At 60.8% G+C, this 21,824-nt stretch carries 14 protein-coding genes and 2 pseudogenes; 8 read left to right on the top strand and 8 right to left on the bottom strand.

All coding sequences use genetic code 11. The annotated features are described in order from the left end of the window. Window positions 1-192 precede the first annotated feature (192 nt). From rpoB to R6G97_RS24540, 6 genes and pseudogenes are all read left to right on the top strand, one after another. A complete protein-coding gene (gene rpoB / locus R6G97_RS24565; protein WP_043215345.1) occupies window positions 193-4,266 on the top strand; it encodes a DNA-directed RNA polymerase subunit beta in 4,074 nt (1,357 codons plus the stop codon). Window positions 4,267-4,330: 64 nt separating this feature from the next. Beyond that, entirely contained in the window at window positions 4,331-8,530 is a 4,200-nt protein-coding gene (rpoC, locus tag R6G97_RS24560; protein ID WP_043215343.1) for a DNA-directed RNA polymerase subunit beta', read from the top strand. A 210-nt stretch (window positions 8,531-8,740) separates the two neighbouring features. Beyond that, complete coding sequence (rpsL, locus tag R6G97_RS24555) at window positions 8,741-9,112, top strand: 30S ribosomal protein S12 (RefSeq protein ID WP_003257088.1); 372 nt, start codon at window positions 8,741-8,743, stop codon at window positions 9,110-9,112. Between the two features lie 105 nt (window positions 9,113-9,217). Then, window positions 9,218-9,688, top strand: coding sequence for a 30S ribosomal protein S7 (gene rpsG / locus R6G97_RS24550; protein WP_003246741.1), 471 nt, complete (start codon window positions 9,218-9,220; stop codon window positions 9,686-9,688). Window positions 9,689-9,718: 30 nt separating this feature from the next. Next, window positions 9,719-11,866 carry an elongation factor G gene (fusA, locus tag R6G97_RS24545; RefSeq protein WP_043215341.1) on the top strand — a complete coding sequence of 716 codons (2,148 nt, stop codon included), beginning with the start codon at window positions 9,719-9,721 and terminating at the stop codon, window positions 11,864-11,866. Between the two features lie 30 nt (window positions 11,867-11,896). Beyond that, a pseudogene (locus R6G97_RS24540) lies at window positions 11,897-12,073 on the top strand (GTP-binding protein); the annotation flags it as partial. Between the two features lie 12 nt (window positions 12,074-12,085). On the opposite strand, the pseudogene R6G97_RS24535 reads toward R6G97_RS24540, so the two are convergent. The 3 genes and pseudogenes from R6G97_RS24535 to R6G97_RS24525 all read right to left on the bottom strand — a co-directional run. Beyond that, a pseudogene (locus R6G97_RS24535) lies at window positions 12,086-12,565 on the bottom strand (inverse autotransporter beta domain-containing protein); the annotation flags it as partial. A gap of 630 nt (window positions 12,566-13,195) precedes the next feature. Then, window positions 13,196-13,951: a glucose 1-dehydrogenase gene (locus tag R6G97_RS24530; RefSeq protein WP_043215421.1), complete on the bottom strand. Its 756-nt coding sequence runs from the start codon at window positions 13,949-13,951 to the stop codon at window positions 13,196-13,198. Window positions 13,952-14,012: 61 nt separating this feature from the next. Continuing rightward, a complete protein-coding gene (locus tag R6G97_RS24525) occupies window positions 14,013-14,516 on the bottom strand; it encodes a VOC family protein (protein ID WP_090345743.1) in 504 nt (167 codons plus the stop codon). 311 nt (window positions 14,517-14,827) lie between these two features. Between R6G97_RS24525 and R6G97_RS24520 the strand changes: the two genes are divergently transcribed. After that, window positions 14,828-15,571: a hypothetical protein gene (locus R6G97_RS24520; RefSeq protein WP_043215418.1), complete on the top strand. Its 744-nt coding sequence runs from the start codon at window positions 14,828-14,830 to the stop codon at window positions 15,569-15,571. A gap of 143 nt (window positions 15,572-15,714) precedes the next feature. Here the strand turns inward: R6G97_RS24520 and R6G97_RS24515 are convergent, their stop codons facing one another. The 4 genes from R6G97_RS24515 to R6G97_RS24500 form a co-directional block, all read right to left on the bottom strand. Beyond that, the gene (locus R6G97_RS24515) at window positions 15,715-15,867 is read right to left on the bottom strand and encodes a DUF3309 family protein (RefSeq protein WP_043215415.1); all 153 of its coding nucleotides are present in this window, start codon (window positions 15,865-15,867) and stop codon (window positions 15,715-15,717) included. 109 nt (window positions 15,868-15,976) lie between these two features. After that, the gene (locus R6G97_RS24510) at window positions 15,977-16,519 is read right to left on the bottom strand and encodes a WYL domain-containing protein (protein WP_317847649.1); all 543 of its coding nucleotides are present in this window, start codon (window positions 16,517-16,519) and stop codon (window positions 15,977-15,979) included. Window positions 16,520-16,727: 208 nt separating this feature from the next. Further along, on the bottom strand, window positions 16,728-17,636 hold the full coding sequence (locus R6G97_RS24505; RefSeq protein ID WP_043215411.1) for a LysR family transcriptional regulator: 909 nt from the start codon (window positions 17,634-17,636) through the stop codon (window positions 16,728-16,730). A 61-nt stretch (window positions 17,637-17,697) separates the two neighbouring features. Next, the gene (locus tag R6G97_RS24500; protein ID WP_102082487.1) at window positions 17,698-19,122 is read right to left on the bottom strand and encodes an aminotransferase-like domain-containing protein; all 1,425 of its coding nucleotides are present in this window, start codon (window positions 19,120-19,122) and stop codon (window positions 17,698-17,700) included. Between the two features lie 439 nt (window positions 19,123-19,561). Here R6G97_RS24500 and R6G97_RS24495 point away from each other — a divergent pair, with 439 nt between their 5' ends. Beyond that, entirely contained in the window at window positions 19,562-20,971 is a 1,410-nt protein-coding gene (locus R6G97_RS24495) for an amino acid permease (RefSeq protein WP_043215407.1), read from the top strand. Window positions 20,972-21,022: 51 nt separating this feature from the next. Here R6G97_RS24495 and R6G97_RS24490 read toward each other — a convergent pair whose 3' ends face one another. Next, window positions 21,023-21,772, bottom strand: coding sequence for a FecR domain-containing protein (locus R6G97_RS24490; protein WP_090345748.1), 750 nt, complete (start codon window positions 21,770-21,772; stop codon window positions 21,023-21,025). Window positions 21,773-21,824: the final 52 nt, after the last annotated feature.

Here is a 21,824-nt window from a genome sequence, read left to right as displayed (position 1 = left end):
GTTGAGCGAAAGGCTGACGGCTGGTGGCTTATGCCACCGGCCTTTTTCCGTTATTGGTGGCCGATCAGGTCGGCCCCGATAACGAGCTGTAAAACACCCAAGAGGGTGTGCAAACCATGGGGTTTGCAGATTTTCTGGCTGCTTCCGCTCGGAAGGAGCCAAACAAGCAGGTGACCAAGCTGGGGAACGCTGATGGCTTACTCATACACTGAGAAAAAACGTATCCGCAAGGACTTTAGCAAGTTGCCGGACGTCATGGATGTGCCTTACCTCCTGGCCATCCAGCTGGATTCGTATCGCGAATTCCTGCAGGCGGGAGCATCCAAGGATCAGTTCCGCGACGTCGGCCTGCACGCGGCCTTCAAATCGGTATTCCCGATCATCAGCTACTCCGGCAATGCTGCCCTGGAGTACGTCGGCTATCGCCTGGGCGAGCCGGCTTTCGATGTGAAGGAATGTGTCCTGCGCGGTGTGACATTCGCTGTTCCGCTGCGTGTGAAGGTGCGCCTGATCATCTTCGACAAGGAATCGTCGAACAAAGCGATCAAGGACATCAAAGAGCAAGAAGTCTACATGGGTGAAATCCCCCTGATGACTGAGAACGGTACCTTCGTTATCAACGGTACCGAGCGTGTAATCGTTTCCCAGCTGCACCGTTCGCCAGGTGTGTTCTTCGACCACGATCGTGGCAAGACCCACAGCTCCGGCAAACTGCTGTACTCCGCCCGTATCATTCCTTACCGCGGTTCCTGGCTGGACTTCGAGTTCGATCCGAAGGACTGCGTGTTCGTTCGTATCGACCGTCGCCGCAAGCTGCCGGCCTCGGTACTGCTGCGAGCGCTGGGCTACAGCACCGAAGAAATCCTCAACACCTTCTACACCACCAACGTGTTCCACGTTTCCGGCGAAAAACTCAGCCTGGAACTGGTGCCTCAGCGTCTGCGTGGTGAAGTCGCGGTCATGGATATCCATGACGGCAGCGGAAAGATCATCGTTGAGCAAGGCCGTCGTATCACCGCGCGCCATATCAACCAGCTCGAAAAAGCCGGCGTCAAGCAGCTGGACGTTCCAATGGAGTACGTCCTGGGCCGCACCACTGCCAAGGCCATCGTGCATCCGGCCACCGGCGAGATCCTTGCCGAATGCAACACCGAGCTGACCACTGAGCTGCTGATCAAGGTCGCCAAGGCTCAGGTTGTACGCATCGAGACGCTGTACACCAACGACATCGATTGTGGTCCGTTCATCTCGGATACTCTGAAGATCGACACCACCAGCAACCAGCTGGAAGCCTTGGTGGAAATCTACCGCATGATGCGTCCAGGTGAGCCGCCAACCAAGGATGCCGCCGAGACCCTGTTCAACAACCTGTTCTTCAGCGCCGAGCGTTACGATCTGTCCGCTGTTGGCCGCATGAAGTTCAACCGCCGTATCGGTCGTACCGAGATCGAAGGTTCGGGCGTGCTGAGCAAGGAAGACATCGTCGACGTCCTCAAGACCTTGGTCGATATCCGTAACGGCAAAGGCATCGTCGACGACATCGACCACCTGGGTAACCGTCGTGTCCGTTGCGTTGGCGAGATGGCCGAGAACCAGTTCCGTGTCGGCCTGGTGCGCGTCGAGCGTGCGGTCAAGGAACGTCTGTCGATGGCGGAAAGCGAAGGCTTGATGCCGCAGGACCTGATCAACGCCAAGCCGGTCGCGGCGGCGGTGAAGGAGTTCTTCGGTTCCAGCCAGCTCTCGCAGTTCATGGACCAGAACAACCCACTCTCCGAGATCACCCACAAGCGTCGTGTCTCCGCGCTCGGCCCAGGTGGTCTGACCCGTGAGCGTGCAGGCTTCGAAGTCCGTGACGTACACCCGACTCACTACGGCCGTGTGTGCCCGATCGAGACCCCTGAAGGTCCGAACATCGGTCTGATCAACTCCCTGGCGGCCTATGCCCGCACCAATCAGTACGGCTTCCTGGAAAGCCCGTACCGCGTGGTGAAAGAAGGCGTGGTCACCGACGAAATCGTGTTCCTGTCTGCCATCGAAGAGGCCGATCACGTGATCGCCCAGGCTTCCGCTGCGATGAACGAGCAGAAGCAACTGGTCGATGAGCTGGTCGCCGTACGTCACCTGAACGAATTCACCGTCAAGGCGCCGGAAGACGTCACCCTGATGGACGTTTCGCCGAAGCAGGTTGTTTCCGTCGCTGCCTCGCTGATTCCGTTCCTCGAGCACGACGACGCCAACCGTGCATTGATGGGTTCGAACATGCAGCGTCAGGCTGTTCCGACCCTGCGCGCCGACAAGCCGCTGGTAGGTACCGGCATGGAGCGCAACGTTGCTCGTGACTCCGGCGTCTGCGTCGTTGCTCGTCGCGGTGGTGTGATCGACTCGGTCGACGCCAGCCGTATCGTCGTGCGTGTAGCCGATGACGAAGTAGAAACCGGCGAAGCAGGTGTGGATATCTACAACCTGACCAAGTACACCCGTTCGAACCAGAACACCTGCATCAACCAGCGTCCGCTGGTGAGCAAAGGTGATGTGGTCGCGCGTGGCGACATCATGGCCGACGGCCCGTCCACCGACATGGGTGAGCTGGCGTTGGGTCAGAACATGCGCATCGCGTTCATGGCGTGGAACGGCTTCAACTTCGAAGACTCCATCTGCCTGTCCGAGCGTGTGGTTCAGGAAGACCGCTTCACCACTATCCACATCCAGGAACTGACCTGTGTGGCGCGTGACACCAAGCTTGGCCCAGAGGAAATCACTGCGGACATCCCGAACGTGGGTGAGGCTGCGCTGAACAAGCTGGACGAAGCCGGTATCGTCTATGTGGGTGCTGAAGTCGGCGCTGGCGACATTCTGGTCGGTAAGGTCACTCCGAAAGGCGAGACCCAGCTGACTCCAGAAGAAAAGCTGCTGCGTGCGATCTTCGGTGAGAAGGCCAGCGACGTAAAAGACACCTCCCTGCGCGTGCCGACCGGCACCAAAGGTACTGTCATCGACGTCCAGGTCTTCACCCGTGACGGCGTTGAGCGCGACAGCCGCGCCCTGGCCATCGAGAAGATGCAACTGGACGAGATCCGCAAGGACCTCAACGAAGAGTTCCGCATCGTCGAGGGCGCGACCTTCGAGCGTCTGCGTGCAGCCCTGAACGGCCAGGTGGTCGATGGTGGCGCGGGCCTGAAGAAAGGCACCGTGATCACTGACGACGTACTGAACGGTCTGGAGCACGGCCAGTGGTTCAAGCTGCGCATGGCCGAAGATGCTCTGAACGAGCAGTTGGAAAAGGCTCAGCAGTACATCGTCGATCGCCGTCGTCTGCTGGACGACAAGTTCGAAGACAAGAAGCGCAAGCTGCAGCAGGGCGATGACCTGGCACCGGGCGTGCTGAAGATCGTCAAGGTCTACCTGGCTATCCGTCGCCGCATCCAGCCGGGCGACAAGATGGCAGGCCGTCACGGTAACAAGGGTGTGGTCTCCGTGATCATGCCGGTCGAAGACATGCCGCACGACGCCAACGGTACTCCAGTCGACGTCGTTCTGAACCCGCTGGGTGTACCTTCGCGTATGAACGTCGGTCAGATCCTTGAAACCCACCTGGGCCTCGCGGCCAAGGGCCTGGGCGAGAAGATCGATCGCATGCTCGAAGAGCAGCGCAAAGCCGCTGAGCTGCGCAGCTTCCTGACCGAGGTCTACAACGAGATCGGTGGTCGTCAGGAAAACCTGGACGAGTTCTCGGACGAAGAGATCATCGCGCTGGCCAACAACCTGAAGAAAGGCGTGCCGATGGCTACGCCGGTCTTCGACGGTGCCAAGGAGCGTGAAATCAAGGCCATGCTGAAGCTGGCCGACATGCCTGAGAGCGGCCAGATGGTCCTGTTCGATGGCCGTACCGGCAACAAGTTCGAGCGTCCTGTGACCGTTGGTTACATGTACATGCTCAAGCTGAACCACTTGGTGGACGACAAGATGCACGCGCGTTCCACTGGTTCGTACAGCCTGGTTACCCAGCAGCCGCTGGGTGGTAAGGCGCAGTTCGGTGGTCAGCGTTTCGGGGAGATGGAAGTGTGGGCGCTGGAAGCATACGGCGCGGCATACACCCTGCAAGAAATGCTCACAGTGAAGTCGGACGACGTGAACGGCCGTACCAAGATGTACAAGAACATCGTGGATGGCGATCACCGTATGGAGCCGGGCATGCCCGAGTCCTTCAACGTGTTGATCAAAGAGATCCGTTCGCTCGGTATCGATATCGATCTGGAAACCGAATAACACGTGACGCGAAGGGGAGCGGGGCAGGTATTGCCCGCTTCCTGCTCCGCCAGGAGGAAAGGCCTTGAAAGACCTACTGAATTTGCTGAAAAACCAGGGTCAAGTCGAAGAGTTCGACGCCATCCGCATCGGTCTGGCGTCGCCTGAAATGATCCGTTCGTGGTCGTTCGGTGAAGTTAAGAAGCCGGAAACCATCAACTACCGTACGTTCAAACCTGAGCGTGACGGCCTGTTCTGCGCCAAGATCTTTGGCCCAGTCAAGGATTACGAGTGCCTGTGCGGAAAGTACAAGCGCCTCAAGCATCGCGGCGTCATCTGCGAGAAGTGCGGCGTTGAAGTCGCTCTGGCCAAGGTTCGTCGTGAGCGCATGGCGCACATCGAGCTGGCCTCGCCGGTTGCCCACATCTGGTTCCTGAAGTCGCTGCCGTCCCGTATCGGCCTGCTGATGGACATGACCCTGCGTGACATCGAGCGCGTGCTCTATTTCGAGAGCTACGTCGTTATCGATCCGGGCATGACCACCCTCGAGAAGGGTCAGCTGCTCAACGATGAGCAGTACTTCGAAGCGCTGGAAGAGTTCGGTGACGACTTCGACGCCCGTATGGGTGCCGAGGCTGTTCGCGAGCTGCTGCACGCTATCGACCTGGAGCACGAAATTGGTCGCCTGCGCGAAGAGATTCCGCAGACCAACTCGGAAACCAAGATCAAGAAGCTGTCCAAGCGCCTGAAGCTGATGGAAGCTTTCCAGGGCTCGGGCAACCTGCCTGAGTGGATGGTCCTGACCGTTCTGCCGGTTCTGCCGCCGGATCTGCGTCCGCTGGTTCCGCTCGATGGCGGTCGCTTCGCGACTTCCGACCTGAACGACCTGTACCGCCGGGTGATCAACCGTAACAACCGTCTGAAGCGCCTGCTCGATCTGTCGGCGCCGGACATTATCGTGCGCAACGAAAAGCGCATGCTGCAGGAAGCGGTCGACGCCCTGCTGGACAACGGCCGCCGCGGTCGCGCCATCACTGGCTCGAACAAGCGTCCGCTGAAGTCCCTGGCTGACATGATCAAAGGTAAGCAAGGTCGCTTCCGTCAGAACCTGCTCGGTAAGCGCGTGGACTACTCCGGTCGTTCCGTAATTACCGTAGGTCCGACCCTGCGCCTGCACCAGTGCGGTCTGCCGAAGAAGATGGCGCTGGAGCTGTTCAAGCCGTTCATTTTCGGCAAGCTGGAAATGCGCGGTCTGGCGACCACCATCAAAGCTGCCAAGAAGATGGTCGAGCGCGAGCTGCCGGAGGTGTGGGACGTCCTCGCCGAGGTGATCCGCGAACACCCCGTACTGCTCAACCGTGCACCGACCCTTCACCGTCTGGGTATCCAGGCGTTCGAGCCGGTGCTGATCGAAGGCAAGGCTATTCAGCTGCACCCGCTGGTGTGTGCTGCGTACAACGCCGACTTCGACGGTGACCAGATGGCCGTTCACGTGCCGCTGACGCTGGAAGCCCAGCTGGAAGCGCGCGCGCTGATGATGTCGACCAACAACATCCTGTCGCCTGCCAACGGTGAGCCGATCATCGTGCCGTCCCAGGACGTGGTTCTGGGTCTGTACTACATGACCCGTGAAGCCATCAACGCCAAAGGTGAAGGTCGTGTGTTCGCCGACCTGCAGGAAGTCGACCGCGTATTCCGCGCCGGCGAAGCTGCGCTGCACGCCAAGATCAAGGTCCGTATCAACGAGACCGTGAAAGAGCGCGACGGCAGCATCGTCAAGAACACCCGTATCGTCGACACTACCGTCGGCCGTGCGCTGTTGTTCCAGGTAGTGCCAGCCGGTCTGCCGTTCGACGTCGTCAACCAGTCGATGAAGAAAAAGGCGATTTCCAAGCTGATCAACCAGTGCTATCGCGTGGTGGGTCTGAAGGAAACCGTCATCTTTGCCGACCAGCTGATGTACACCGGTTTTGCCTACTCGACCATTTCCGGCGTTTCCATCGGTGTTAACGACTTCGTTATCCCAGATGAGAAGGCGCGCATCATCGGTACCGCTACCGATGAAGTGAAGGAAATCGAGAGCCAGTACGCCTCCGGCCTGGTAACCCAGGGCGAGAAGTACAACAAGGTCATCGACTTGTGGTCCAAGGCGAACGACGAAGTGTCCAAGGCGATGATGGCCAACCTCTCGAAAGAGAAGGTCATCGATCGTGATGGCAACGAAGTCGAGCAAGAGTCCTTCAACTCGATGTACATGATGGCTGACTCCGGTGCGCGGGGTTCCGCTGCCCAGATCCGTCAGCTGGCCGGTATGCGTGGCCTGATGGCCAAGCCGGACGGCTCCATCATCGAGACGCCGATCACCGCGAACTTCCGTGAAGGTCTGAGCGTACTGCAGTACTTCATCTCGACCCACGGTGCTCGTAAAGGTCTGGCGGATACCGCATTGAAGACCGCGAACTCCGGTTACCTGACCCGTCGTCTGGTTGACGTGGCACAGGATCTGGTCGTGACCGAGATCGACTGCGGCACTGATCAGGGTCTGCTGATGACCCCGCACATCGAAGGCGGTGACGTTGTAGAGCCGCTGGGTGAGCGTGTACTGGGTCGTGTCATCGCCCGTGACGTGTTCAAGCCAGGCACCGAGGACGTCATCGTTCCGGCCGGTACCCTGGTCGACGAGAAGTGGGTGGAGTTCATCGAGCTGAACAGCATCGACGAAGTGGTCGTGCGTTCCCCGATCAGCTGCGAAACCCGCTACGGCATCTGCGCCAAGTGCTACGGTCGTGACCTGGCTCGTGGTCACCAGGTGAACATTGGTGAAGCTGTCGGCGTTATCGCTGCCCAGTCGATCGGTGAGCCGGGTACCCAGCTGACCATGCGTACGTTCCACATCGGTGGTGCTGCAAGCCGTACCTCGGCTGCCGACAGCGTCCAGGTGAAGAACGGCGGTATGGTTCGTCTGCACAACCTCAAGCAGGTCGAGCGTGCCGATGGCAACCTGGTTGCCGTTTCGCGTTCCGGCGAGCTGGCCATCGCCGACGAATTCGGTCGCGAGCGTGAGCGCTACAAGCTGCCTTACGGTGCGGTGATTTCGGTCAAGGAAGGTGAGAAGGTCGAAGCTGGCGCCATCGTCGCCAAGTGGGACCCGCACACCCACCCGATCGTTACCGAACTCAAAGGTACCGTGACCTTCGTGGGCATGGAGGAAGGCATCACCATCAAGCGTCAGACCGACGAGCTGACCGGCCTGACCAACATCGAAGTGATGGACGTCAAGGATCGCCCTGCCGCAGGCAAGGAAATCCGTCCAGCGATCAAGATGGTCGACGCTGCTGGCAAGGATCTGTACCTGCCGGGTACCGACGTTCCAGCCCAGTACTTCCTGCCGGCCAACGCCCTCGTCGGTGTGGCTGACGGTGCACAGATCGGTGTAGGTGACGTTATCGCGCGTATTCCGCAAGAAACGTCCAAGACCCGAGACATCACCGGTGGTCTGCCGCGCGTTGCCGATCTGTTCGAAGCGCGTCGTCCGAAAGAAGCCTCGATCTTGGCTGAAGTCAGCGGCACCATCGCGTTCGGTAAGGAAACCAAGGGCAAGCGTCGCTTGGTCATCACGCCGACCGATGGCAGCGAGCCGTACGAAGAGCTGATTCCGAAGTGGCGCCACTTGAACGTCTTCGAAGGCGAACAGGTAAACCGCGGCGAAGTTATCTCCGACGGTCCGAGCGATCCGCACGACATCCTGCGTCTGCTGGGTGTAAGCGCGCTGGCCAAGTACATCGTCAACGAGATTCAGGATGTTTACCGCCTGCAGGGCGTGAAGATCAACGACAAGCACATCGAGACCATCCTGCGTCAGATGCTGCGTAAAGTTGAGATCACCGAATCCGGCGATTCCAGCTTCATCAAGGGCGACCAGATGGAACTGACTCAGGTGCTGGTCGAGAACGAGCGTCTCGCCGCCGAAGATAAGTTCGTCTCGAAGTTCTCGCGTGTACTGCTGGGTATCACCAAGGCCTCGCTGTCGACCGAGTCGTTCATTTCCGCGGCTTCCTTCCAGGAAACCACGCGCGTCCTGACCGAAGCGGCCGTCACCGGCAAGCGCGACTACCTGCGCGGCCTGAAAGAGAACGTGGTCGTGGGTCGTCTGATCCCGGCAGGTACCGGTCTGGCCTACCACAGCGAGCGCAAGCGCCGCCGTGATGCCGACAAGCCGCTGCGTGTAAGTGCCAGTGAGGTGGAAGCCGCACTGACCGAAGCGCTGAACTCCAGCGGTAACTAAGAACAGGGCTAGGCCCCGGTTCATCCTCCACGTCATTGGCGACATGAATTGTTGCCGATGACCGGGCGGGGAGGGCCGGGGCCTCGTCTTGACTGGGTGCAAGATCCTCTTTAGACTTTTGTACCCTTAAATTTGGTGAGGCTCCGTCTCGCCAATTTTTGGCTTTCTTGCAAGACAATAGCGTCGCAAGACAATCAGTGGAGCTAGTAGATGGCAACTATCAACCAGCTGGTACGTCAGCCGCGTAAGCGTACCGTCGAGAAATCCGACGTACCTGCGCTGCAGAACTGCCCGCAGCGTCGTGGCGTGTGCACCCGTGTGTACACCACCACGCCGAAAAAACCTAACTCGGCACTGCGTAAAGTATGCCGTGTGCGTCTGACCAACGGTTTCGAGGTTTCCTCGTACATCGGTGGTGAAGGCCACAACCTGCAAGAGCACAGCGTCGTTCTGATCCGTGGCGGCCGTGTAAAAGACTTGCCAGGTGTTCGTTACCACACCGTTCGCGGCTCTCTGGATACTTCGGGCGTTAAAGGCCGTAACCAGGGTCGTTCGAAGTACGGTACCAAGCGTCCGAAGTAATCGGCCGTTTGCAGACATCCATTTTTTGAGTCGATAAGAGTAAGGTCGGGCAGGGGTCGAAGACCCGCGTCCCGGGCTAACCTGAAGACCGTTTGAGGGCTTATCATGCCAAGACGTCGTGTAGCAGCAAAACGTGAGATCCTGGACGATCCGAAGTACGGATCCCAGATTCTCGCCAAGTTCATGAACCACGTGATGGAAAGCGGCAAGAAGGCCGTAGCCGAGCGCATCGTTTACGGTGCCCTGGATACCGTCAAAGCACGCAAGAACAGCGACCCCCTGGAAATCTTCGAGAAAGCTCTCGACGCCATCGCTCCGCTGGTCGAAGTAAAGTCCCGCCGTGTAGGCGGTGCCACTTACCAGGTTCCGGTTGAAGTTCGTCCGTCCCGTCGTAATGCTCTGGCAATGCGCTGGCTCGTAGACTACGCCCGCAAGCGTGGCGAGAAGTCCATGGCTCTGCGCCTGGCCGGTGAACTGCTGGATGCTGCTGAAGGCAAGGGTGCTGCAGTCAAGAAGCGTGAAGACGTGCACCGTATGGCCGAGGCCAACAAGGCGTTCTCGCACTACCGCTTCTAATTCAAGCATCAATCTTTTTGCGAGGGCTTTATGGCTCGTACTACAGCAATTAACCGCTACCGTAACATCGGTATCTGCGCGCACGTTGACGCGGGCAAGACTACCACTACCGAGCGGATCCTGTTCTACACAGGTCTGAGCCACAAGATGGGCGAGGTGCATGATGGCGCCGCGACCACCGACTGGATGGTGCAGGAGCAGGAGCGCGGTATCACCATTACCTCCGCTGCCGTTACCACCTTCTGGAAAGGCTCCCGTGGTCAGTACGACAACTACCGCGTAAACGTCATCGATACCCCCGGCCACGTTGACTTCACCATTGAAGTTGAGCGTTCGCTGCGCGTACTCGACGGCGCGGTCGTCGTATTCTGCGGTACCTCTGGCGTTGAGCCGCAGTCCGAAACCGTATGGCGTCAGGCCAACAAATACGGCGTTCCACGTGTTGTTTACGTGAACAAGATGGACCGTGCTGGTGCCAACTTCCTGCGCGTTGTCGGCCAGATCAAGAACCGTCTGGGTCACACCCCGGTTCCAATCCAGCTGGCTATCGGTTCGGAAGACAACTTCCAGGGTCAGGTTGACCTGATCAAGATGAAGGCCATCTACTGGAACGATGACGACAAGGGCACCACCTATCGCGAGGAAGAAATTCCTGCCGATATGCTGGAGCTGGCTGAAGAGTGGCGCGCCAATATGGTCGAGTCCGCTGCTGAAGCCAACGAAGAGCTGATGAACAAGTACCTTGAAGAAGGTGACCTGTCTGTCGAAGAGATCAAGGCCGGTCTGCGCGCCCGTACTCTGGCGAGCGAAATCGTTCCTGCCGTCTGCGGCTCCTCGTTCAAGAACAAGGGCGTTCCCCTGGTTCTCGATGCCGTGATCGACTTCCTGCCTGCTCCGACCGAGATTCCTGCGATCAAGGGTATCCACCCTGATCTGGCTGATACGCCGAAGGAAGAGATCACCGAAGAGCAGCAGGACGAGCGTCATGCCGACGACAACGAGCCGTTCTCGGCTCTGGCGTTCAAGATCGCTACCGACCCGTTCGTTGGTACCCTGACCTTCGTTCGCGTCTACTCGGGCGTTCTGACCTCTGGTGACTCGGTCATCAACTCGGTCAAAGGCAAGAAAGAGCGCGTTGGTCGTATGGTGCAGATGCACGCCAACCAGCGTGAAGAGATCAAGGAAGTTCGCGCTGGCGACATCGCGGCCCTGATCGGCATGAAAGACGTTACCACTGGTGAAACCCTATGCGACGCCGACAAGCCAATCATCCTTGAGCGCATGGACTTCCCTGAGCCTGTAATCTCGCTCTCCGTTGAGCCGAAGACCAAGCAGGATCAGGAGAAGATGGGTATCGCTCTGGGCAAGCTGGCTCAGGAAGACCCGTCGTTCCGCGTCAAGACCGACGAAGAGACTGGTCAGACCATCATCTCCGGTATGGGTGAGCTGCACCTGGACATCATCGTTGACCGCATGAAGCGTGAATTCAACGTTGAAGCCAACATCGGCAAGCCGCAGGTTTCTTACCGCGAGAAGATCACCAAGTCCGGTGTCGAGATCGAAGGCAAGTTCGTTCGTCAGTCCGGTGGCCGTGGTCAGTTCGGTCATTGCTGGATCCGCTTCTCCGAGCCGGACCAGGATGCCAACGGCAACATCACTGAAGGCCTGGTCTTCACCAACGAAGTCGTTGGCGGTGTTGTTCCGAAGGAATACATCCCTGCGATCCAGAAGGGTATCGAAGAGCAGATGAAGAACGGCGTCGTTGCCGGCTATCCTCTGATCGGCCTGAAGGCTACCGTGTTCGACGGTTCGTACCACGACGTCGACTCCAACGAGATGGCGTTCAAGATCGCGGCCTCCATGGCGACCAAGCAGCTGGCTCAGAAGGGCGGCGGTGTTGTGCTTGAACCGATCATGAAGGTTGAGGTAGTAACCCCTGAGGATTACATGGGTGACGTGATGGGTGACCTGAACCGTCGTCGTGGTCTGATCCAGGGTATGGATGACTCGGTCTCCGGCAAGGTTATCCGTGCAGAAGTCCCGCTGGGAGAAATGTTCGGTTATGCAACCGACGTCCGTTCCATGTCTCAGGGTCGCGCAAGCTACTCCATGGAATTCTCCAAGTACTCCGAAGCTCCGTCGAACATCGTCGAAGCACTCGTTAAAAAACAAGGCTAATCCAGCCCTTTAGGCAAGAGGTTCACTGTCGTGGCTAAAGAAAAATTTGATCGTTCCCTTCCCCACGTTAACGTCGGCACCATCGGCCACGTTGACCACGGTAAGACCACTCTGACTGCAGCTCTGACCCGCGTCTGCTCCGAAGTCTTCGGTTCGGCCGTCGTTGAGTTCGACAAGATCGACTCGGCTCCAGAAGAAAAAGCACGCGTTGAGGTAGTCGCGCCAGTACTCAACGCCCACGCCCAGGCGCGAGTGGCTGCGCGAGAGGTCGTGATCGAAGAAGGTGTTGGCGCCGAGCATGTAGCCATCGTTGAAACGACGCACGCCCACACCCAAGTTGGCCTGGTTGCGGTCGTCGGTGCGATGGATGCTGCCTTGGGTGAAGAGCAGGTGTTTCTGTTCGTCCCGGACCGGCAGCAGCAAGTCGAGGGAGGAGCTGGCCAGGGAGAGCTTGTCGTCGACGTCGATCTGCACGCGGGCGGTGCCGAAGCGGCTCAACCATGCCTGAGCCTGGCCGCTGGCCTCGCTTGCCGCCATGCCACGGGCCATGGACGAGGCGGCGTCGGCCTTGTTGACGTCCGAGGTGAGGAAGTTGGCGGTGCCGTTGGCCAGGCTGGCGGCCTTGCGGGCCTGTTCTTCGTCCTGGTTGTCCAGCGTCTCGCGGGTCACACCGTTGGAATTGAGCTCCGGCAAGGGCATGCGCTGTGCGCTGAGTGCTTCCAGACGGTCACTGTCGGCACCGGCGTGGGTGGAGGTAAGAGCAACGGTCAACGGCAAGGTGGCCTGGATGGCGATGTTCATCCAGGTCAATGTTCGAGTGGTAGATGACAGTTGCGAGGGGACACGTTTAATCATTAGAGGTTCCGAAAGTTCTCCAAACGCCGAGTACAGGCGAACGCCTGCATCACCCGCCGTGAATTACAAACGGCAAGGAAAGTTGCAGGGGAAACTTCGCCCTGACTTTCTATCGGGTTGATGAGCCAGCGTTGTTATCCGCCATGGCGATGCAGGCAAATGTCTGGAACCCACAAAAAACAAGCCATCCAGCGATGCGGCGTCGAACTTGAAGTGTCTTGTGAGTTACAGGTCTGTTAGTCGAAAGACCGCAGACACGTTAGGCGTTGGAGTATTCGAAGAGTACGGGACGAACCGGCTGGAACTGTGGGAATGATCCACTTTTGTTGAGTTTGATAACTTTTGGAAGTGGAGGTGTAGGGCAACGCTATAGGTGGCGGTGAAGGGGCTGAAATAGGCGGGTGAAGTTGCTCAGCATAGGGCGGGGTAACTGTAAGTGCCTGGGCGCGCAGCGCGCACCCAGGGGTTGGACTCTCAGCCAAAGGAAGTACCAGCGAGCATCCCGCCGTCGATGATGAACTCGGAGCCGGTGCAATAGCTGGACTCGTCACTGGCCAGGAACAACACCAGGTTGGCCACTTCCTCGGGCTGGCCGATACGCGGAATCGGCAGGCCTTTGTAGACCTGCGCCGGGTCGAAATCGGCCATTTCCGGTGGACGTGACATGACTGTGTCGATGCCGCCCGGGTGCACCGAGTTGACCCGGATCCCCGAGGCGCCCAGCTCCAGGGCGGCTGCCTTGGTCATGCCGCGCACGGCGAACTTGCTCGAGGAGTAGGCCGTGCCATAGGCCACGCCTTCCATGCCGGCGGTGGAGGACACGTTGACGATCGAGCCGCCGCCGGCCTGGCGCATGGCTGCCAGCACCGATTTCATGCCTAGCCAGCAGCCAACCTGGTTGACCTCGATCACCCGCCGGTAGTCCTCCAGCGAGCAGTGCTCCAGCGGCGCCATGCGCAGGATGGCGGCGTTGTTGACCAGCACATCGAGTTTGCCGAACTGCGCCTGGGTCACCTCGACCGCCGCCTGCCACTGCTCGGGCTGGGTGACGTCCAGCGGTTGGAAGCGCACGGCATCACCCAATTCGGCGGCCAAGGCCCGGCCTTCGGCTTCCAGTACATCGGCGATCACAACTTTCGCGCCCTCGGCGACGAAACGCCGAGCTTCTGCTGCGCCCTGGCCGCGTGCGGCACCGGTGATCAGGGCGACTTTGCCTGCCAATCGACTCATCGTGTAGCTCCTTTTGTTGTTATCAAAGGGCCCCGGTGCTCGCACCGGAGCAGGGGAATGCTCAGCCGGCGAACACCCGCACTGGCTGCTCGCCATTCCACTCGCGGGCTTGAGCGATGCCGTGGTCGATCATCTGGCGCAGGCCTGCGCCTTCGATGACTTCGAACAGCACGCCTGGCTCATTGGGGTTTTGCAGGTAGCAGACGCGGGTGGTGGCGTTGCCGGCTTCGAATACCGGTTGCAGCCCACGCTCGCGCAGGTTGGCGACGGCGCTGTCCAGCTCGTCCACCAGCCAGGCCATGTGGTGCAGGCCCCGGGCGTCGCGGTAAGGGGAGGGGCCGTCGCTGGTGGTGTGGATCAGCTCGATCTGCAGGCCGCCCTGATAGGCCAGGCCCACGTTCATGCGAACCTCCACGGCCTGGCCTTGATAGCTGCCCTCAAGCTGGACATCGCGAAACACCGTCCAAGGTCCGACGCCCAGTTGCAGCCAATGGTCGATGCTCTGGTCCAGGTCCTGGACCACGAATCCGAGCTGATCGAAGGCTTGCGGAGCAGGGTGGTGCATGGCGTGCGTCCTCTCTATGTCACGTATTTATTATTTTGTGTCGGCATAATGGCACAAAATAATAAATGTGTGTCATTTAGGCAACGAACTTCGTCGCCTCGCGACATGATCCGGCTGGGGGCCGCGCTGCAGCCCATCGCAGGCCTCCCCAGCTCCTACAAAATGCGACTTAGGCCGCAGTGGGATTAGGCGAAGCCAGCGATGGGACACCCGCAGCCCCACGTTTCTCGCCCTTGCCCCCGTCCCCGAACCTTGGCACCCTTTGCCGGCCATTGCGTATCGCCAATACAGCAACAAAAGGAACCGCCAAGGTGAGCTGGGAAAAAGTCGGGAAAGCCCTCGTGGGCGTGCTGGTCGTCGCGACCTCGGTTGCTGCGCTGTCTGTGGCGCTCAAGGACGACAGCGGTCTTGAGGCGCGTCTGACCTACGCCTACCTGACCTATCCGAGCCAATTCAGCGAACGCATCAGCACCACCAACGATCTGCTCAAGTACGAGCGCCTGCACGCCCAGGTGAGCGCCATCGGCAAAGGCGCGTTGAACCATCAGCAGGTCGACAAGCTGGTCGACCTGGCCCAGGCGCCTTACCTGCAACTGTTCGCCAAACCCTTCGAGGCGGGGTTGGTGGACCATCGCACCGGCCTGCTCATCGAGCTGCGCAACAAGGGCCAGACGCCGCTCAAGAACGTGCACATCCGTCTGCCAGCCAAGGGGCTGGTACAGATTCGCGACGACGCCGGCAACGACAACATCCTCCAGGCGCCGACCAGCACGATCGATATCGACGCGATCGGGCGGGAAGGGGCGTGCAAGGTGTGGGTGTACTTCGACTCCGACTACTCACTGATTCGCCAGGGCGGGATCAGCATTCGCCATGCCGGCGGGGCGGCGGATGTGCAGGTGTACCGGGAACTGGTGGGGTTCCCGGCCTGGGTCGGGCGCTATAGCCGCGAGGTCAGTGTGCTGGTGGCGGGGCTGGCGGTGGCTGTGCTGGGGTTGTGTGCTGTGTGCCTGAGGCAGCGGCGCAAGCTGGCGCGTCTTCGCAAGGCTGTCTGATTCGCGGCGCCTGCTTCGCGGGTAAACCCGCTTCCACAAGGACTGTTCCGAGCCCGCTTCTTGGGTGAGCCCACTCCCACTGGCACCAGCGCAAGCCGTGTGGGAGCGGGTTTACCCGCGAATCGGCCGCTACCGGCACACACTCATATGTAGCCGATCAACAACAACACCAACAGCACGACCAGCACCACGCCGATGATGCCGGAAGGGCCGTAGCCCCAGGCGCGAGAGTGGGGGAACACAGGCAAACCACCAATCAACAGCAGGATCAGGATGATGATGAGGATCGTGACCATGGTTGAATCCTTGCGTCAGTGGATGGGAAGGGGCCCGGCAATGTTGGCCTCTTGTTAAGTCCGACTGTTGCGTGAACGCAAAGATTCCATCGAATCCCGGATCTTCGCTTCAGGTGTTTTCCTCGTGCAGGTCCAGGCTCTGGCGCAGCAGCTCGAGCATGGCACTGCGCAGCGCCTCGGGCGCCTGAACGCGGATCGCGCCAGCCTGGGACAGCAGCCAGCCCATCAGCGTGGCGTTGTCCTGCACTGTGGCGGTGAGTTGGGCGCCGCCATCGGACAGCGCGTTCAGGCGCATGTCCGCGGCCAAAGGCTGTCGTTGCAGGCGCAGGGCCAGGGCATCGTCGACCCAGGCCTGCAATTGCACCGATGGTGCGCTGGCCAGCTCGTTCGGTTGCAGAGGGCGAACCTCGCCCAGGGTCAGGCCCGGCTTCCAGTGCCAGCCATAGGGCATGCCTTTGGCATTGCATTGCAATGGGAACAGGGTCGCCAGTTCGTTGAGGTCGCGTTCGACCGTGCGCTTGGTGGTCTTGTGGCCGATCCTGGCCAGTGCCGCTTGTAATTGGGTGGCGCTCATGCCGGGGTGACGATGGGGCAGCAGGTTGAGCAGCTGCCATTGGCGAGCGACGGTGTGGCGGGTGGTATGGCTGGGCAACGCGGCATCCTTGTCGGGCAGTAGGCTGATCGCTCAGGTAGTGGCGATTGGCTATGCCAGGAAGCATACACAAGCTGGCAGATCGGATCCAACTTGTGGCGATGGCGGCGATGGCGGCGGGGGCGATATGGGCTGAGGGTTTGGGGCCGTTGTGCGGCCCATCGAAGGCGTCCGCCAATTTCTAGGGGAGGCTACGCCGTCCTTGTGCTTACGCCAGGCTTTCGCACAGCCCCTCGATGAAGGCTTGCTCGGCCCGGCTCATGCGCTGGTCGCGGTTCCATAGCAGGTGCACATCCACGTCGGCGATGCCGTCGAGCGGCGGCAGTTTCCACAGCAGTCCGGCGGCCACGTCCTCCTGCACACCATGTTCGGGCAGGCAGCCGATGCCGAACCCGGCGATCACCAACCGGCGGACTTCCTCGAAGCTGGGCGAGGAGGCGACGATGCGGCCGGTGAAGCCTTGCTGGTCACGGAAGATCGTCAACGGCGAGAGCATGCCGCCGATCTGGTCGCTGCTGAAACTGACGAAATTCTCCTGCTTGAGGTTGCCCTCCAACTGCCCGAACAAGCGATGGTGCTTGCCGCAGAAAAATGCATAGCGCTGGCGCTGGAGCAGACGCTGCTCGAGGCGGGCATGGCGGTGGCGGCTCAGGCTCAGGCCGGCGGTGGCGGTCTTTTCCTGCAGCGCGGCGACGATGTCGGTGCTGCGCATCACCTCGATCTCCATCTCCACCCGCGGGTACTGCTGGTGAAAGCGCGCCAGGAAGTCATCGAAGCGCTGACAGCACAAGCGGCTGATCATCAGCAGGCGTACCTTGCCGACCACCTCCGCGCTCGGCTGCTCCAGCAGCCCGCTGATCTGCGCGACCTGCCCATACACTTCGCCCGACAGCTCGAACAAGCGCTCGCCCACCTCGGTGAGCACGAAGCGTGGTCCGCGGCGGGCGATCAGCGGGCGACCGAGCTGCTCTTCCAGGCGCTTGAGCGCCTGGCTCACCGCCGGTTGGGTCAGGTGCAGGCGCGCTGCGGCGCGGCTGATGGAGAGCTCCTGGCCGATCACCCGGAAGGTGCGCAGCAGGTTCCAGTCGAGGCGGTCGTTGAAGGGGCGGTTGGGCATGGTGGGGTTCGATGATCAACGGGAGAGACTTGAGTTTAGCGGCGCGTGGCAGGGCCGGGGGCTACAGCCCGCCCCGGCGCACATGCTTGACCAGCACCTTCTCCAGCAATTCCCACATGGCCGGCTCGGTGCTGAAGGCCACGTTGAAGCGCATCCAGCCGGTGGCCTTGGCGTCGACCATGAACAACTGGCCGGGCCCGAGCATGATGCCTTGCTCCAAGGCATCGTCCAGCAGCGCGGCGCTGTCCGGGATGGCGGGATGGCGGGTCCAGATGTACATGCCTTCGTCGGACTCGGTGAACAGCTCGAAGCCCAGCCGATGCAGGTGCCGGCCAACTTCCTGGTGGGCTTCGGCCAGGCGTTGGCGCAGGCGCTTGAGGTGCTTGCGCCAGCGGCCGTCGATGATGGCTGCATACACCACGCGCTCCATCACCTGGGAGGTGGTGAGCCCAGAGCGCATCTTCAGGTGCAGCAGCTGTTGCATGAGTTCAGGGTTTGCCAGCAGGTAGCCGACCCGCACATTAGGCGAGATGCTCTTGGAGTAGCTGCCCACGTACACCACCTGTTGCAGGTGATCGAGGCTGGCAAGGCAAGGTTGCGGCTCGGCGATCATGTCGGCGTACAGGTTGTTCTCCACCAGACGCAAGCCATGGCGGGTGGCCAGTTGCAGCAGGCGATGCAACTGGGGCAGAGGTGTACGCGAACAGGTGGGGCTGTGCAGGTGCGGCTGGGTGAAGAACGCCGTGGGTCGGTGATGGGCGAGCAGGCGCTCCAGGTGGTCCAGGTCGTAGCCGGCCGGGGTGCGCGGCACGCCCAGCAGGGTTGCGCCCTGGGTGCGCAGGATACTCATCAGGTTGGGGTAGCCGGGGTCGTCCACCAGCACCACATCGCCTGGACGTACCAGGGTGCGCACGGCCAGGTCCAAGGCTTGGCTGGCGCCGTGGGTGAGCATCAACTGTGCAGGATTGGCGACGATCGACAGCTCTTGTTGCAGGTTCTGCGCGGTCAGCACACGCAGCTCGGGCAGGCCCATGGGGTCGCCATAGCCGGACAGTTCCAGGGGGCTGCCGGCCACCTGGCGCAGGCCACGACGCAGGCCGTCTTCGTACATCCAGTCGTTGGGTAGCCAGCCGCAGCCGGCTTTGTAAGGCAACTGGCGGGTTTCGAAGATCTGTTGCAGATACCACTCGGAGTTGAACGTCGGCCGGGTGGTGTCGGCCTCCTGATGCTGGGTGTCGAGCAACTCGCTCGCTGCACGGTTGACGAAGAACCCCGCGTTGCCGCGACTGACCAGCAGGCCTTGGGCCACCAAGCGGTCATAGGCTTCGACCACGGTGAACGTGCTCACCGAGTAGGTGGCGGCGAAGGCGCGGATCGACGGCACCTTGGCGCCAGGCTTGAGGGTCTGCTTGTCGATCAGCTCGCGCAATCCATCGATGATCTGGTTGACCAGCGGCGTGGAAGAGTCGGGGTGTAGTTGCAGCATTCGGGTGCCTTCAGGGGTGCGTATCGCCAAGCGCCTGCAGGGTGTTGCGGGTGTATTGCATTGGCGGCCTGTACAGTGCAGTGCGTATTTCGTGCCACTGTGCATGGCTCTGGGTGGCAGACATTTTTACATTACGTGTCAGTTATCGCCACCAGCGTACATGTCAGCGTCATGCACAATCACAAATTCGCTGCTTTGCCGTCGAGGTTTGCCTCGCACCTTCATTTCGTCGCACCGAGCCGTTGCCGCTCGGCCAGCACAGGTTTCAGTTCGTCCGGGGGCCAGCCTTCGGACGCGTAAGCAGGCCGCCATGGAAGGCCTGCGTGTGCCCCAGAGCACACCTTCCTGCCCGCATAAGTACTGATGTTAGGTGAGACCGATAGCCATCGGGGTTTCACAGTTTTTCCTTGGATAAAAAGAAGCACGGGGTACACAACTGATGGACGCAACATCCACATCCACCACCGCGAAGGGAGCGCACGAGAGCAAACTCAGTGCCTCGCTCAAGTCGCGCCACCTGACGATGATGTCGATCGCCGGGGTTATCGGCGGCGCCTTGTTCGTCGGTTCCGGCAGCGTGATCCACAGCGCCGGACCGGCTGCGGTCCTGGCCTACCTGGCCGGCGGCATCCTGGTGGTGCTGATCATGCGCATGCTCGGCGAGATGGCGACTTCCTCGCCGGACACTGGCTCGTTCTCCACTTACGCCGATCGCGCCATCGGCCGCTGGGCCGGTTTCACCATCGGCTGGCTGTACTGGTGGTACTGGGTCATCCTGATGGCCTGGGAAGCCTACGTGGCGGGCAAGATCCTGCATGGCTGGTTCCCTGGCGTCAGTGTCAACGTGTTCGTGCTGGCCACGACCTTGGTGCTGATCACGGTCAACTTCTTCAACGTCAAGCACTACGGCGAGTTCGAGTTCTGGTTCGCGCTGATCAAGGTGGTGGCGATCGTCTGCTTCCTGACCGTGTGCACCGCGGCGGTGTTCAACATCTGGCAGTTCGGTGAAGTGCGTGGCATGAGCCACCTGACCGCCGAAGGCTTCATGCCCAATGGCATCACCACGGTGATCGGAGCGCTGCTGGGGGTGATGTTCGCCTTCCTGGGCGCGGAGATCGTGACCATCGCGGCGTCCGAAGCCAAGGATCCGTCCACCCAGATCGTCAAGGCGACCAACTCGGTGGTCTGGCGTGTGTGCCTGTTCTATGTGGGTTCGATCTTCCTGATCGTCTGTCTGGTGCCGTGGAACGACCCGCACCTGGGGGAGTCCGGCTACGGCGCCTACCGTCGTACCCTGGAGCTGCTGGGTGTGCCGTACGCCGAGCTGTTGATGAACTTCGTGGTGCTGACCTCGGTGAGCAGCTGCCTGATCTCCGGCCACTACACCGCCTCGCGCATGCTGTTCTCCCTGGGCCAGCGTGGCGATGCACCGTCGATGTTCAAGATCACCCGCGCCGGTACCGGCGTGCCGGTGTACGCGATCATGGGCTCGTGCGTGGTGGCGATCTTCTGCGCGCTGATCAACTTCAGCGAGACCCTGCGTCCGAAGGACGTGCTGGAAACCCTGATGAACACCACCGGCATGATTGCCCTGCTGGTGTACCTGGTGATCGCCTTCTCGCAGCTGCGCATGCGTCGCAAGCTGCAGGCCGAAGGCAAGGAGATCCGCCTGAAGATGTGGCTGTTCCCGTGGCTGACCTACCTGGTGATCGCCTTCATCGTGGCGGCCCTGGTGACCATGGCGTTCATGCCTGACTACCAGATCCTGGTGATCTCCACCGGTATCGCTGCGGCCATCGTGGTGGCCATGGGCGTGGTGCACCAGATCCGTACCGGCAACCGCCACTAAGGCGTTCTTGCTGCATGACGCGGCCGGCTCCCCTCGGGGACCCGGCCGTTTTCATTTTTGCGCGTCCGACCGGCTCACCACGGTCAGCCAGCGGGTGTAGGTGTCTACTTTGATGGGCAGCTCGGCGCGCAGCTCGGCCAGGGCCTGGTCGCTGTCGTCCAAGGGCAGGTCGCGCCAGACCCGCAGGCCTTGTAACGCCTCGGCGTCGAACCACAGCAATCCCTGACGGTGACGGGCCAGTCGCTCCAGGGTCTCGCTCAGGGGCTGGCCGTCTGCGGGCAGGCGCTGCAGATGCCAGGCCGCCTGCAAGGTGCCGCTGTCCACGCTCCCCAGGGTGCCGGGGCCGCTGGCCTCCAAGCGCAGGTGCTGGCCTTCGTGCAATGACAAATGGCCGCTGTCGCCCTCGAGGTCGGCCTGGCCTCGCAGCACACTGACCTCGCTGACATCGCCCAGGCACTCGACGATCAATTGCCCCGCCAAGGGGCGCAAGGTGCCCTGGGGGGTGCTGATCCGAAACGGGCGCGCATCGTCTGTGGCGATCTCGATCAATAGCTGGCCCTTGAGCAATTGCAGGTGCCGCTGGAGGGCATCGAATTCCACATCCACCGAAGAGCTGGCGTCGAGGGTCAGCAGGCTGCCGTCTTCGAGCTTGCGGGTCAGGCGGTGCTGGCTGTCGGTGGCAAGGTCGGCCAGCTCGAAGCCTTGGCCCATCCACGGAGAGGCGAGCAGGGCGGAGGCCGCCACCAGGGCCACAATGGCCAGGGGCAGGGCGAGGCGTGGAAACAGGCGGGGTGGGATCATGGGCGTGGGGCGTATTTCTGGCTGAGCTCAGTTCAAGCATAGCCCCCTGCGC

The sequence above is a fragment of the Pseudomonas sp. HTZ2 genome, assembly GCF_033173945.1.
Taxonomy (GTDB): Bacteria; Pseudomonadota; Gammaproteobacteria; order Pseudomonadales; family Pseudomonadaceae; genus Aquipseudomonas; species Aquipseudomonas guariconensis.
This window is presented reverse-complemented; position numbering and strand designations above follow the sequence as displayed.

Excerpts from the sequence above, each read along its gene's own strand:
- R6G97_RS24525 (WP_090345743.1), bottom strand. The coding sequence starts at position 14,516 with ATGCACCACCCTGCTCCGCAAGCCTTCGATCAGCTCGGATTCGTGGTC.
- rpsL (WP_003257088.1), top strand. The coding sequence starts at position 8,741 with ATGGCAACTATCAACCAGCTGGTACGTCAGCCGCGTAAGCGTACCGTC.
- R6G97_RS24500 (WP_102082487.1), bottom strand. The coding sequence starts at position 19,122 with ATGCTGCAACTACACCCCGACTCTTCCACGCCGCTGGTCAACCAGATC.
- fusA (WP_043215341.1), top strand. The coding sequence starts at position 9,719 with ATGGCTCGTACTACAGCAATTAACCGCTACCGTAACATCGGTATCTGC.
- R6G97_RS24490 (WP_090345748.1), bottom strand. The coding sequence starts at position 21,772 with ATGATCCCACCCCGCCTGTTTCCACGCCTCGCCCTGCCCCTGGCCATT.
- R6G97_RS24495 (WP_043215407.1), top strand. The coding sequence starts at position 19,562 with ATGGACGCAACATCCACATCCACCACCGCGAAGGGAGCGCACGAGAGC.
- rpoB (WP_043215345.1), top strand. The coding sequence starts at position 193 with ATGGCTTACTCATACACTGAGAAAAAACGTATCCGCAAGGACTTTAGC.
- R6G97_RS24530 (WP_043215421.1), bottom strand. The coding sequence starts at position 13,951 with ATGAGTCGATTGGCAGGCAAAGTCGCCCTGATCACCGGTGCCGCACGC.
- R6G97_RS24515 (WP_043215415.1), bottom strand. The coding sequence starts at position 15,867 with ATGGTCACGATCCTCATCATCATCCTGATCCTGCTGTTGATTGGTGGT.
- rpsG (WP_003246741.1), top strand. The coding sequence starts at position 9,218 with ATGCCAAGACGTCGTGTAGCAGCAAAACGTGAGATCCTGGACGATCCG.
- R6G97_RS24505 (WP_043215411.1), bottom strand. The coding sequence starts at position 17,636 with ATGCCCAACCGCCCCTTCAACGACCGCCTCGACTGGAACCTGCTGCGC.